We start from the raw sequence: 11,373 nt of genomic DNA on the forward strand, positions 1-11,373 counted from the left end.
TATGGCACAGGCACAACGGCTCGCGGGCTATGGTCTAGACGTTTTGAAGAAGCTGTTTAGAATGAAATAGCCCTGCTCTATTGACGCTGAGAAAATTATCGAACCCGTAACTCGTCGGCGGTATTCCCTTGAGGAGTTGGTTGAGGCGATCGCGCCTGAGAATCTTCATAATGAGATTGACAGTGGAGTTGCTATGGGGAACGAAGTGTGGTGACACAATATTGCTATTTGTATGGTGCGTCGCTGTGAGATTTTCCTGCTAGTTGAAATAGCTACGGGGAGCGACGCACCCGAAGGTATTACTGTAGGGAACGAAGAAAGTTTCCTGTCATACTCACCAAATTGTTTGAATAGTAGTTAACGCTTGAATTTTTGCGTCGCGGGTGACTAACGGAAGACTCAAAGATAAAGCAGTGGCGGCAATAATCCTGTCTGGCATATCAGGAACCGTTGCCCTGTCAATTTGTTGAATAGTTGCCGAAATATTGCGATCCAAAGGTGCTAGCATAATCCCCACATTTGGATCGTCCGCAGCATTTAAAACTCGTGTCAGCACCTCGCCTGCCAAACGCCCTCGCTCAATCAAGTAAGCAATTTCTACAATTGTAATTGCGGAAAAGTAGATAAAATTTCCCTCGTTAACCGCTTGTTCTAATGCTATTAATGCTGCTGGCGACAATCTTGGCAGTTCAAAAATGTACCAAATTAGGGTATGGGTATCTGCTACGACTGAGGGCATCAAACAATCTCCCTGGGAAAATTTCCCCACATTTCTTGTCGGGCTTGGGCGATGTCTTCTTCCGTAATATCTACTTTTAAGTCAGCACACAACCCTTTGGCACTCTTTAGCGGTCGTTTAGCCATAGTTTTTTGTTGAAGAAATTCAGCAAAATCTAAAACTTCTTGCTGTCGTTCAGGGGGCAATGCCCGCAACTTATCTAAAACTGCTTGCTCTAAATTCATCGTTTATTGCCCTCCGTAATTACTCTAAAATTATCTTCACGCTTTTACTTACCAAATTCAAAAAATGTGCTGGCAACATACTTACCATATTATAAGGTAAATCCCACAAAAAACTAACGCCTCTTGCATCCTAGTTTGAAATAATATTTTTCGGAGTGGAGTGCGATCGCCCCTAATTTTGTAGGTGCGTCGCTATGAGATTTTCCAGCTATTTGAAATAGCTCAAGGCGACGCACTTTACACTATAGCGATCGCCCCAACCAACTTATCAATCTCCGCCTCAGTTGTAAAATAGTGAACACAAGCCCGCACACAGTCAGGAGAAAGAATTGTCCGTACCATAATTCCCTGTTTCTCCAACAAATCGACAAGCTTTTTGTGCGGCATCCCATTAGTTAATCGAAACGAAACTAAACCAGCTTCCGGCGCAGATGTCCGCAAACATTCCACATCGGGAAGTTCCGACAAACGCTCCCAGAGATACTTGCTCAAACGGCAAATTTCTGCATACCGTTCCTCGATCGTACCCCATTCATGTTGCAGGGCGATCGCACTCCGCAAACCCGCATACAAAGGATAAGCCGAAGTCGCAATTTCATAACGCTGCGATCCAGACTTCCAGCCAAGGACTTTAGCATTAGCATCCGTCACAATTCCGCGCCAACCGATAAACACCGGATGCAAATCTGCCAAAGCTTCCACACTCACATAAAGCCCCCCCAAACCTTCCGGGCCACACCACCATTTGTGACCAGTAAAAGCATAAAAATTAACCCCTGATTCAATCAAATTTAAAGGCAAAACCCCCACAGATTGAGCCGCATCAACTAATACTTTGACTCCTGTTTGATGACACACTTTCACAATCTCAGCCAGAGGCAAAACTTGGCCAGTATTCCACAAAATGTGACTGACAACCAACAAGCGAGTATTTGGCCGCAAACTATCAGCAATCACGGCCACCGGATCACCTTCATTCAAAGTAGCCACCAACGGACAAATCGAAACCTCAATCTTGAAACGGCGCTGAAGTTCCATTACACTAGCTACAATGCCGGGGTGTTCGCAGTCAGAAATCAGCAAATGGTCGCCTGCTTTCCAGTCAATGCCCCACAGCGCAATATTGCAGCCGACGGTGACATCTTCAGTTAGGGCAATGGTTTCAGGAGGTACGGTCAACTCAGATGCGATCGCACGTCGCGTCAGCATCGCCTCCTGAACCACCCAAGCCCCCACCTCCGCCGAAAACGGCCCCCCAAGCTGCACCCGTTTGTAAGCCTCATAAATCGCCTCTAAAGCAGGCTCAGGCAGCGGCCCTTGTCCGCCGTAGTTAAAATAAGCTTTATTGGCCAAAGCTGGGAATTGTTGCCGGTGATTGTCCTTTGTCATTTTTTTTGGGGAATTATTGATAGCGTTAATATTGAATAACTAATGCTGTGAATTTTATACCTTTTGCCTGATACTCTATGCCTTGCGAATACTAAATGTTAATAACTGACAAACTACTACTTTCCTATCAGCGATGCCATCTTCGAGCATTTTTAGACACCTGCGGAGACTGGAAACAACAAGACCCCCCCAGCGACTTTCTGCTGAAACTGATGCGCGACAGCGCGACATACCAACAGCAAGCTTTGGAACACGAGACTTACCAACAACCATATTATCCTAGAGGGGATTGGGAAGCCGGCGCGGCCGCTACATTGAGTTTAATGCAGCAAGGGGTCGATCGCATTTACCGAGGAGTTCTGATCCAGGGCGAATTCGGCAAAACCAACGCCGCAACAACTTCTATGGTAGGAATTGACAATCAATATTTCCCAGAATTGGGCGAAATCCCCGAAACTCCCGTTGATTTTTCATCCTTCAATCTTCCCTCTTCAAACATTACCCTGATTAGCCGCCCCCATTTATTAATCAAACAGCCGGGACAATCAAAATTTGGCAATTGGAGTTATGCGACTGCCGATATTTGGCTTAGCAAGCGACCAAAACTAGAGTATCAAATCATCGCAGCTTTTCACGCACAAGTGTTAGCTTCCATGCAGGGAACAATGCCCGAAAATGCGTGGTTGATGCTGCGAAAAAAAGGGCTTTGGGCGGTGAATCTCTACCAGCGAATGCCTCAGATGTTCGAGATTTTAGACAACTGCATTCAGATGATAGAAAATCGGGATAAACCAGAAGTGTTTATTTCCCGGCAAAAGTGCAATCTTTGCGGTTGGTATACTATCTGTCACGCCGAAGCCGAATCTATTAAACATCTTTCGTTATTGCCGGGAGTTACTGCCAGCCGCTATGCTAGACTAAAAACTCTCGAAATTACTGATGTTGAAGCTCTCGCTAATGCTAGTTCCGCAATGCTTGCTGAGTACCCAGAATTCCCCGACAGAGTTGCTTTTGATGTGGTGCAGCAAGCTCAATCGCATTTGCTAAATCAACCGCTGTTGCGGGAAGAAGGAAGAAGGAAGAAGGAAGAAGGAAGTTCGGCAACGGATTCTGTAACGGATGTAACGGATGTCAGTCCGATGTCCGTCGGAAGAGGGAAAAAGGAAGAAGGAAGGCACGACACGGATTTTGACAGGGATACACGGATTAACCATCGAGAAGAACGTAGAAGTGAGAATTCCGAAGAACTTAACTCATCTGAAATAGTACCAGATATTGTAGACAATATATTGAATTACATCGCAGTTGAGGAAGTAAAAATTAGAGAAAATAAACCTGCCACATCTTCTATACCTGCGCCAATTCTCCGCAGCAAACCAATTCCCTATTCTCAATCTGTCTTTTTGCCGATCGCCCCAATCGAACTCTACTTTGACATTGAAGCGGAACCCGAGTTAAACTTAGATTACCTCCACGGAGTCTTAGTTGTTGACAGGTACAACAATACAGAAAAATTCCACGGTTTTTTAGCAGAATCAGCAGCAGAGGAAGGTGCAATCTGGGAGCAATTTTTAGAATTAATGTGGGCTTATCCCATTGCTCCGATTTTCCACTTTTGCGACTACGAAGTCAAGACTTTTAAGCGGCTGGCTAAACTTTACAATACTCCAGCTTATTTGTGGAAACCCGTGCTGAAACGGTTTGTAGATATTCACAAACAAGTAACGCAAAAAGCGATTATGCCAGTGGAAAGTTACGCACTCAAACCAATTGCGCGCTGGCTGGGTTTTGACTGGCGAGATGCTAAGGCTAATGGTGCTCAGTGCGTCTGCTGGTACGACGATTGGCTCAAAACTGGCGATCGATCGCTCTTGGAGGCGATCGTCCGCTACAATGAGGACGACTGTCGCGCTACTTATGTGGTTAAAGATTGGTTGACTAATTTTTTGCTAAATCAGAAACAGTGATTTTATGATTAAACGAACCGCGAAGGCGCAAAGGGCGCGAAGTTAGAAAGAGAAGAAGATAGTAAAATGCGAAAATCAGCAAAAATAATTATATTTATTTCCTGTTTTTTGATAGCAGCAACTGTGGCAATTTTGATAAATCTGTCAGTTCAATCTTTCGCCCTTACCAAAATAGATTTTATTGGTAGAGCAATATTTCCTACTGGTTCTCCGTTTCAGGGGACGGAGATTGGCGGACTTTCGGGGATTACTTACGATGCCGAAAAACAAGTTTATTATGCCATTTCGGATGACCGCAGCAGCAAGAGTCCGGCGCGTTTCTATACTCTCAAAATAAATTTGAAATCGGGTAAATTGGAAAAAGACAACATTGAATTTACTGGTGTCACTACTTTATTAGATGAAAAGGGCGAAAGTTTTCCGAGTTTAAGTTTAGATCCAGAGGGGATAGCTTTTGCGGGCAATAGCGTGTTTGTTTCTTCGGAGGGAGATGTCGATCGCCAAATAAATCCTTTTATCAAAGAGTTTTCCCTTGATGGTAAACTCCTGAAAACGCTGCCAATTCCTGAACTATTTTTGCCCGACGACAAGGGCAGTAAAGGCATCCGCAACAATCTATCATTTGAAAGTTTAACTTTAACGCCCGATCGCAAATACCTATTCACCGCTACCGAAAACGCCTTGGTTCAAGATGGCGCCGTAGTTTCCCTGGAAACCGGGAGTCCGTGCCGGATTTTGCGCTACGATGCGGTGAGCGGCAATCCAGAAGCATCGTTTCTCTACATCACCGAACCGCTACCCGCTGGCGCGAATCCTGTGGGAAAATTAACTAGCAACGGTTTAGTGGATTTGTTGGCGATCGACGATAAGCGCTTGCTGAGTTTAGAGCGTGCTTTCTCCCTGGAAACCGGCACAACTATCAGAATTTTTGAGATTTCTCTGGAAAAGGGCGATCGTATTGAAGCACTCGAAAGCCTCAAAAGCCGTCTCAGCGAGGTTTCTCCCGCTCAAAAACGCCTGCTGCTGGATTTGGAAACGCTGAAAATTCCCCTAGACAACATTGAGGGGTTGACATTTGGCCCCGCCCTGGCGGATGCTAGCAGAGCTCTGATTTTGGTGAGCGACAACAACTTCAGTCCCCTGCAAGAGACTCAAATTTTGGGCTTTCAAATAAAAGTTCAAAAAACCTCTTGACAAAAGGTGAAGTTATAGGCATAATAGAAATTGTGCCTGAAAAAACGGCAAAACGAGGGACAGTAGTTCAATTGGTTAGAGCACCGCCCTGTCACGGCGGAAGTTGCGGGTTCGAGCCCCGTCTGTCCCGTTCTCTCGTAAATAGAAAGTTTAAACCTTTCATAAATCTCTTTCTAAATTGAGTTCGTTTGTAGTCAGGACTTCAGTCCTCCTGCGGAGAAAAAAGGACTAAAGTCCTGACTGCGAATCTTATGATATTTATATAGCAGGACATGATTAAGGAGCGGGAAAATATGACCGTTACAACCATTAACCCCTCACCGGAAAAAACTACACAACGGGTAGTATTATCTAATATCAGTTGGCAGACTTACGAAAGCTTATTAGCAGAAGCGGGAGACAAGAGATCCTCGCGATTTTCATATTCTCAAGGAGTCTTAGAAATTATCATGCCATCCGACTTGCATGAAACTATTAACTGTTTACTCAAACGGATTGTTACAGCTTTGACTGAGGAGTTGGACTTGAAGATTAAGGGATTTGGTTCGACGACTCTCAACCGTGAAGATTTAGAACAAGGTGCAGAACCGGATTCCTGTTTTTATATCCAAAATGTCGATCGCATTCTAGGGAGAAGGCTTGACATCTCAACCGCTCCTCCCCCAGACTTGGTAATTGAAGTTGATATTACCAGTCCTTCTTCTAATCGATTTGTAGTTTACACACAGCTAGAAATCCCTGAAGTTTGGCGGTATCGGGGACAAACTGTACAAATTTATCAATTGCAAAATCGGGAATATATTACCTGCGATCGCAGTCCGACATTTCCCATCCTTTCTGTAGCAATGCTCAATCAATTCTTGCAGATGGCAGAAACTCAAGATGACAATGCCATAATTCGGTCTTTGCGTCAATGGGCAAACGAGCAGTTGCGATCGCCCGAAAATGAGCAATAATATTTAACTTAATTTAACTAATTCCTTTCTCCCACCGACGATCGACTCCCAGCAGCGCTCAAAGGTGCGAGGAAAGAAAGGGTCGGGCGATCTGATATGTCAAAACCAGGAAGATGGGGACGAGAATCGGAATAGCAACTAGCAATCCCCATTTGCCAAACCTAAGTTTTTGACCGTCCGATTTGAACAGGAAAATCACAGCGGCAATTCCCATAAGTATCCAGAGACCACCGAAGCCCATGAAGACTGTATAGCCTGCATCTTGCATTTTTTTTGACCTTTAATAGCAGTCCATCTTTAATGTTAGTTGCAGTCTGTTTCTGCGGACATCTTCTGATAGGGCGATCGAACTTATTAAATATGACTCATTTCGAGTTGGGTTGGCAGCGGCCCTGACTTTCGCACTCGATCCGCTGAGTTCGATCGCTCATAATTGTTGCTAAATCCGGCCTTCCCGTCAGCTTCAGCCGCCAGTCAGCCCAAATTCCGTACAGCCAATTGGCGAGCGCCCCGATCACTGGTAACTTAGTCACAGCATAAACCCAGCCCATACCTAAAATCTCGTAGGTGCGGCGAAAAACCTCCACATTTTTAACCGTCGTACCGTCGGGTAATATCGCGTGAATCCGACCCATCGCCGTTTCGTAGTCGATTCCGCCGTGGGCCTGGGGGTTGTAGCCATCCTCCGCGATATCCACAAACGACACTAAACCTCGCCCCGCGTCGCGTTTTTTCAAGAAATTAACCTCCCGCACGCACAGAGGACATTCACCGTCGTACAGCAACTCAATCTGCCAAGCAGCCGCAACAGACTCGGGTGAGGGCGCAACAGATTCGGAAAACTCGGTTTTAGCAGCAGACATAGGGAAATATATTTTAATGTCGTCGATCGCACACAAACATTTTACAAGGATAAATATTTATCAGGTGAGCCTTGGGTACTCCTAAAGCAGTTATTTGTGCTGTGAAAAATAGTCCCAAAGGTGAATCCAGTCTTGGCCGCCCGCAATGCTAATATCATCAAGATGCCTTCTCGTGCCTTGCCGGAGACTTTCGCCCGATCGCTCGTTAGCTTTCGCGATCCTTCGGAAAGCCCTTGAAGACGATCGCCTATGATCAAACAATTCGAGGCAAAGCACCTGCCAAGCACAACTGTTAATTCGGCAACAAAATATAATAAAATTTAAAGTCTTAAACATCAGCTCTTCCCCCAACCAGCAAATCGCCCAATCTAAAAGCAAAAATCTACATGAATGTCAGAGTCCGTCTAGCCCCCAGTCCCACCGGAAACCTACACATCGGTACCGCCAGAACCGCCGTATTCAACTGGCTGTTTGCCCGCAACCAAGGCGGCCAATTCATCCTGCGGGTAGAAGACACAGACGTAGAACGTTCTAAAAGCGAATACACCGATAACATCCTCGAAGGCCTCACCTGGCTGGGTATGAACTGGGACGAAGGCCCGAGTTTTCAGTCCCAACGTCTGGAAATATACCGCCAAGCAGTCCAAACCCTTCTCGACAATGGACTCGCCTACCGCTGCTACACCACGTCGGAAGAACTCGACCAAATGCGGGAAGAACAAAAAGCCAACAAACAAGCCCCCCGCTACGACAACCGGCACCGCAACTTGACAAGCAAAGAGCGCGCAGCTTTTGAAGGCGAAGGGCGACAAGCTGTGATTCGGTTTATCATCGACGACGATCGCACGATTTCTTGGAACGACATGGTACGCGACACCGTAACCTGGAAAGGTAGCGACCTCGGCGGCGATATGGTAATTGCCCGTGCATCCAGCGGCGGCGTCATCGGCCAACCCCTCTACAACCTCGCCGTAGTTGTCGATGACATAGACATGGGCATCACCCACGTCATCCGCGGCGAAGATCACATCGGCAATACTCCGAAACAAATATTGCTCTACGAAGCTTTGGGCGCGACAATCCCAGAATTTGCCCACACGCCACTGATTTTAAACTCCCAAGGACAAAAGCTTTCTAAACGCGACGGCGTAACCTCGATTTCTGACTTCAAAGATATGGGCTACCTGCCCGAAGCTTTAGTTAATTACATGACTTTGCTCGGTTGGACTCCGCCGGATTCAACGCAGGAAATATTTACACTGTCGGAAGCAGCAGAATTATTTACATTTTATCGAGTCAACAAAGCCGGTGCAAAATTTGATTGGGATAAACTCAATTGGCTGAACAGTCAATATCTGCACAAAATGCCAGTGCCGCAATTGACAGATTTGCTGATACCTTATTGGTGGCAGAAAGGCGGTTATGAGTTTGACTTGGAGGCAGACCGCCCCTGGCTCGAACAAATAGCTGCTTTAATCGGCCCGAGTCTCGTTCGCTTAACCGATGCTGTGGATATGTGTAAGGTTTTCTTCTCCACCACCGTGGAATACGAAGAAGAAGCACTCGCACAGTTGCAGCAAACAGGGGCTGCACAGGCTTTACAAGCAGTTGTAGAAGCGATGGAAAGTCATTCGTCCCTGACATCAGCGGAAGCTCAGAAAATCACTAAAAAGCTCAGTAAAGAGAAAAATCTTAACAAAGGGCTAATTATGCGATCGCTCAGAGCCGCTCTGACAGGTGCAATGCACGGCCCCGACCTGATAGAATCTTGGGTAATCCTTCACCAGCGAGGAACGGCTAAAACCCGTTTGCTTGATGCCATTAGCAACTTGAATTTGCCTGGTGTTGGTGTCGCGGACGAAACTCCTACCCCAGAACAACCACACGCAGAAACAGTCGCCGAAAGTTCTGCTACAGAACAGTCAGCAGTGGAGGTTTCAAAAGTCGAAACACCGACTATTGAAACAGTCGAAACCCCGGTTGTTGAACCATCAGCAGCAGAGGTTTCAGAAGTGGAAAAACTTGCGATCGAAACAGTCGAAACGCCGACTGTCGAACAAGCAGTGGAAGTTACAGCAGTCGAAATACCGACTACAGAAACAGGCGAAGTGTCGGCTCTTGAACCAACCGACGGGGAGGTTGCAGCAGTCGAAATACCGGCTCTTGAAACAGTCGCAGCAGCAGTTGAAATACCTGCCGCCAACCAGCAAAAAACTATTGCGAGTGGAGAAATGACTTCATCAAACGAACCAGAAACAACCGTTATCATCACCGAAATTCCTGCCGGAAATGAAGCAGACAGTTCCAGCAATACCACAAAAGTCATAATTACCGACGAACCGCCAAGTCAGACCCAGCAGATCAAAGAACAAATTATCGCAATTTTGTCTGAGTTTCCCGCTTACATCGGCAGCTTTTACGAACAGTACAAAAGTCCCCTGACTGTTGTCGGTGTAATTTTAGCCTCGATTGTCTCTTTGAAAGTGCTTTTGGGCGTAATAGACGAACTCAACGACATCCCCCTGCTAGCACCCACATTCGAGCTAATTGGTATTGGATACGCCGGGTGGTTTATCTACCGCTATTTGCTGCGATCGTCCAACCGGCAACAATTAGCTCAAGAAATTCAAGCATTGAAAGAACAAGTTTTCGGCAAAAAGTCCTAAACTTTTGCTGGTAATTTGTTGAATTTGTGCCCGACACTGATAACTTTAAATAAGTTGTTGGTGTCGGATTTTTTTGTAGGAATGGGCGATTGAAATCGCTGAGTTTACGGGAAAACAAACGAAGTCTGCCTACGCGAACTAATGGTTAATGGCTAATTCTTTGGCCGAGTGCGCCACCAGACGATCGCAGCAGATCCAAGGGCGATCGCACAACTCAAAACAAAGGAAAATACAAACGGATACCACAGGATTAAGGGTGCGGGGACGTGGTTTTGTCCCAGCGTCTCGAAGAGTTTGTCTGTGCCGCTTGATGCTGCAATTCCTCCGGCTGCTAAACCGACACCGATCGCCTGTATTGTGCTTTATAGGCGATCGTCTCGATTTTTCTCTGCTAATTCGCTCTTGCGGAGTTCTATTTGATTGGCGCGATCGCTCCGGGCTTGTTCTATTTCTACTCTCCCTCGGATGAGGCGATCGCTTGTTCGATTAAGCCTGTGCCGTGTCGGAAATATCCTAAGTCGCCTGCTATTTGCGATCGCATATATGGAGCAGTTTTTCTACTGAAGTGATTTAATATATAGCGTTTCTCATAAAGATGAAGTACAATAACAGCAGTGAGTAAACCAATTCCTCATATAGCAATCCTAAATCATTTGTGAATTTCTTACTCCCTCCCCGCAGGTTCGGGGAGGGTTGGGGTGGGGTAAAAAATTCACGACTCCTGCAAGGATTGCTATATTTTATTTTTATCTTCAGATACACGAGGATAAATTTAATTCCCGATCCGTGTTCCTCAGCGCTTTAACAAAAATTTTTAAATTGTCAAGTCGCACGATCAAGCGACACTGATTTGAGTTAACTCAAATGAGTGTCACCAGAAAAAGCGACTGTTAACCAACCGCGACTGGCAGTTATTCATAGATATAGCCACGGAAAAACAGAAACAAAATTTTCCGGCTAAATAACCCAAGCTAAAAGTTAAATTACTCGCACAAAAACATGGAAGTTTCCACCTTTGAAATCCTCACCGCACCGATCGCACCTGTGATGGGCATCCCTCCACAACTCATCCCAGTGGCTCGTCGAATCGTTCAGGGATATTTTCTCACCATCTCCAATCTCGAAGCGATCGACTTGCGATATCGGATTGAGTTTACCATCAGCTTACCCGTGCCGGCAGATCCTAATAAAATCTTGCTCAACAACGCTTTCTTAGTTGTTGACGTTGAAGGCACTAACATCGAGGTACCTCTGACTCAGCAGCCTGGGAAACCGAAGGTATATCGCGCATTTTTCACCAGGGTAAACGCATCTAAATTAATTTGACAAACACCTAAATTTGTGCATTACTAAATAACTAAAAAAAACTTTTAAA

At 45.8% G+C, this 11,373-nt stretch carries 12 protein-coding genes, 1 tRNA gene and 1 pseudogene; 8 read left to right on the forward strand and 6 right to left on the reverse strand.

Annotated elements, in window-relative coordinates; all coding sequences use genetic code 11:
- Positions 1 to 34: 34 nt before the first annotated feature.
- The 4 genes from QUB44_RS29065 to QUB44_RS29080 form a co-directional block, all read right to left on the reverse strand.
- Positions 35 to 169 (reverse strand): hypothetical protein, encoded by a 135-nt coding sequence (locus QUB44_RS29065; RefSeq protein WP_333372984.1) that lies wholly within the window; start codon positions 167 to 169, stop codon positions 35 to 37.
- Between the two features lie 165 nt (positions 170 to 334).
- Positions 335 to 739, reverse strand: a complete 405-nt coding sequence (locus tag QUB44_RS29070) for a type II toxin-antitoxin system VapC family toxin (RefSeq protein WP_333076440.1) — start codon at positions 737 to 739, stop codon at positions 335 to 337.
- The gene (locus tag QUB44_RS29075; RefSeq protein ID WP_172189408.1) at positions 739 to 963 is read right to left on the reverse strand and encodes a DUF2281 domain-containing protein; all 225 of its coding nucleotides are present in this window, start codon (positions 961 to 963) and stop codon (positions 739 to 741) included. The genes QUB44_RS29070 and QUB44_RS29075 overlap by 1 nt, the downstream gene beginning before the upstream one ends.
- Positions 964 to 1,200: 237 nt before the next feature.
- The gene (locus tag QUB44_RS29080; protein ID WP_333372987.1) at positions 1,201 to 2,352 is read right to left on the reverse strand and encodes an aminotransferase class V-fold PLP-dependent enzyme; all 1,152 of its coding nucleotides are present in this window, start codon (positions 2,350 to 2,352) and stop codon (positions 1,201 to 1,203) included.
- A 95-nt stretch (positions 2,353 to 2,447) separates the two neighbouring features.
- Between QUB44_RS29080 and QUB44_RS29085 the strand changes: the two genes are divergently transcribed.
- The 4 genes from QUB44_RS29085 to QUB44_RS29100 all read left to right on the forward strand — a co-directional run bounded on the left by QUB44_RS29085 (position 2,448) and on the right by QUB44_RS29100 (position 6,469).
- Positions 2,448 to 4,319: a TM0106 family RecB-like putative nuclease gene (locus tag QUB44_RS29085; RefSeq protein WP_333372990.1), complete on the forward strand. Its 1,872-nt coding sequence runs from the start codon at positions 2,448 to 2,450 to the stop codon at positions 4,317 to 4,319.
- Positions 4,320 to 4,385: 66 nt separating this feature from the next.
- On the forward strand, positions 4,386 to 5,513 hold the full coding sequence (locus QUB44_RS29090; protein ID WP_333372993.1) for an esterase-like activity of phytase family protein: 1,128 nt from the start codon (positions 4,386 to 4,388) through the stop codon (positions 5,511 to 5,513).
- A 56-nt stretch (positions 5,514 to 5,569) separates the two neighbouring features.
- Positions 5,570 to 5,643, forward strand: a tRNA-Asp gene (locus QUB44_RS29095).
- 163 nt (positions 5,644 to 5,806) lie between these two features.
- On the forward strand, positions 5,807 to 6,469 hold the full coding sequence (locus tag QUB44_RS29100) for a Uma2 family endonuclease (protein ID WP_333372997.1): 663 nt from the start codon (positions 5,807 to 5,809) through the stop codon (positions 6,467 to 6,469).
- A 58-nt stretch (positions 6,470 to 6,527) separates the two neighbouring features.
- Here the strand turns inward: QUB44_RS29100 and QUB44_RS29105 are convergent, their stop codons facing one another.
- Positions 6,528 to 6,737 (reverse strand): hypothetical protein, encoded by a 210-nt coding sequence (locus QUB44_RS29105; RefSeq protein WP_333373000.1) that lies wholly within the window; start codon positions 6,735 to 6,737, stop codon positions 6,528 to 6,530.
- A 97-nt stretch (positions 6,738 to 6,834) separates the two neighbouring features.
- Entirely contained in the window at positions 6,835 to 7,332 is a 498-nt protein-coding gene (locus QUB44_RS29110; RefSeq protein WP_333373003.1) for a DUF393 domain-containing protein, read from the reverse strand.
- Between the two features lie 386 nt (positions 7,333 to 7,718).
- On the opposite strand from QUB44_RS29110, the pseudogene gltX reads away from it, so the two are divergent.
- From gltX to QUB44_RS29130, 4 genes and pseudogenes are all read left to right on the forward strand, one after another.
- A pseudogene (gltX, locus tag QUB44_RS29115) lies at positions 7,719 to 9,161 on the forward strand (glutamate--tRNA ligase); the annotation flags it as partial.
- 402 nt (positions 9,162 to 9,563) lie between these two features.
- Complete coding sequence (locus tag QUB44_RS29120) at positions 9,564 to 9,998, forward strand: CAAD domain-containing protein (protein ID WP_333161778.1); 435 nt, start codon at positions 9,564 to 9,566, stop codon at positions 9,996 to 9,998.
- 148 nt (positions 9,999 to 10,146) lie between these two features.
- On the forward strand, positions 10,147 to 10,467 hold the full coding sequence (locus QUB44_RS29125; protein WP_333373006.1) for a hypothetical protein: 321 nt from the start codon (positions 10,147 to 10,149) through the stop codon (positions 10,465 to 10,467).
- Between the two features lie 530 nt (positions 10,468 to 10,997).
- The gene (locus QUB44_RS29130; protein ID WP_333373009.1) at positions 10,998 to 11,324 is read left to right on the forward strand and encodes a hypothetical protein; all 327 of its coding nucleotides are present in this window, start codon (positions 10,998 to 11,000) and stop codon (positions 11,322 to 11,324) included.
- The last annotated feature ends 49 nt before the right edge of the window (positions 11,325 to 11,373 follow it).

The sequence above is a fragment of the Microcoleus sp. AT3-D2 genome (assembly GCF_036705715.1).
In the GTDB taxonomy this organism is placed as follows: Bacteria; Cyanobacteriota; Cyanobacteriia; order Cyanobacteriales; family Microcoleaceae; genus Microcoleus.

Excerpts from the sequence above, each read along its gene's own strand:
- QUB44_RS29065 (WP_333372984.1), bottom strand. The coding sequence starts at position 169 with ATGAAGATTCTCAGGCGCGATCGCCTCAACCAACTCCTCAAGGGAATA.
- QUB44_RS29070 (WP_333076440.1), bottom strand. The coding sequence starts at position 739 with ATGCCCTCAGTCGTAGCAGATACCCATACCCTAATTTGGTACATTTTT.
- QUB44_RS29075 (WP_172189408.1), bottom strand. The coding sequence starts at position 963 with ATGAATTTAGAGCAAGCAGTTTTAGATAAGTTGCGGGCATTGCCCCCT.
- QUB44_RS29080 (WP_333372987.1), bottom strand. The coding sequence starts at position 2,352 with ATGACAAAGGACAATCACCGGCAACAATTCCCAGCTTTGGCCAATAAA.
- QUB44_RS29085 (WP_333372990.1), top strand. The coding sequence starts at position 2,448 with ATGTTAATAACTGACAAACTACTACTTTCCTATCAGCGATGCCATCTT.
- QUB44_RS29090 (WP_333372993.1), top strand. The coding sequence starts at position 4,386 with ATGCGAAAATCAGCAAAAATAATTATATTTATTTCCTGTTTTTTGATA.
- QUB44_RS29100 (WP_333372997.1), top strand. The coding sequence starts at position 5,807 with ATGACCGTTACAACCATTAACCCCTCACCGGAAAAAACTACACAACGG.
- QUB44_RS29105 (WP_333373000.1), bottom strand. The coding sequence starts at position 6,737 with ATGCAAGATGCAGGCTATACAGTCTTCATGGGCTTCGGTGGTCTCTGG.
- QUB44_RS29110 (WP_333373003.1), bottom strand. The coding sequence starts at position 7,332 with ATGTCTGCTGCTAAAACCGAGTTTTCCGAATCTGTTGCGCCCTCACCC.
- QUB44_RS29120 (WP_333161778.1), top strand. The coding sequence starts at position 9,564 with ATGACTTCATCAAACGAACCAGAAACAACCGTTATCATCACCGAAATT.
- QUB44_RS29125 (WP_333373006.1), top strand. The coding sequence starts at position 10,147 with ATGGCTAATTCTTTGGCCGAGTGCGCCACCAGACGATCGCAGCAGATC.
- QUB44_RS29130 (WP_333373009.1), top strand. The coding sequence starts at position 10,998 with ATGGAAGTTTCCACCTTTGAAATCCTCACCGCACCGATCGCACCTGTG.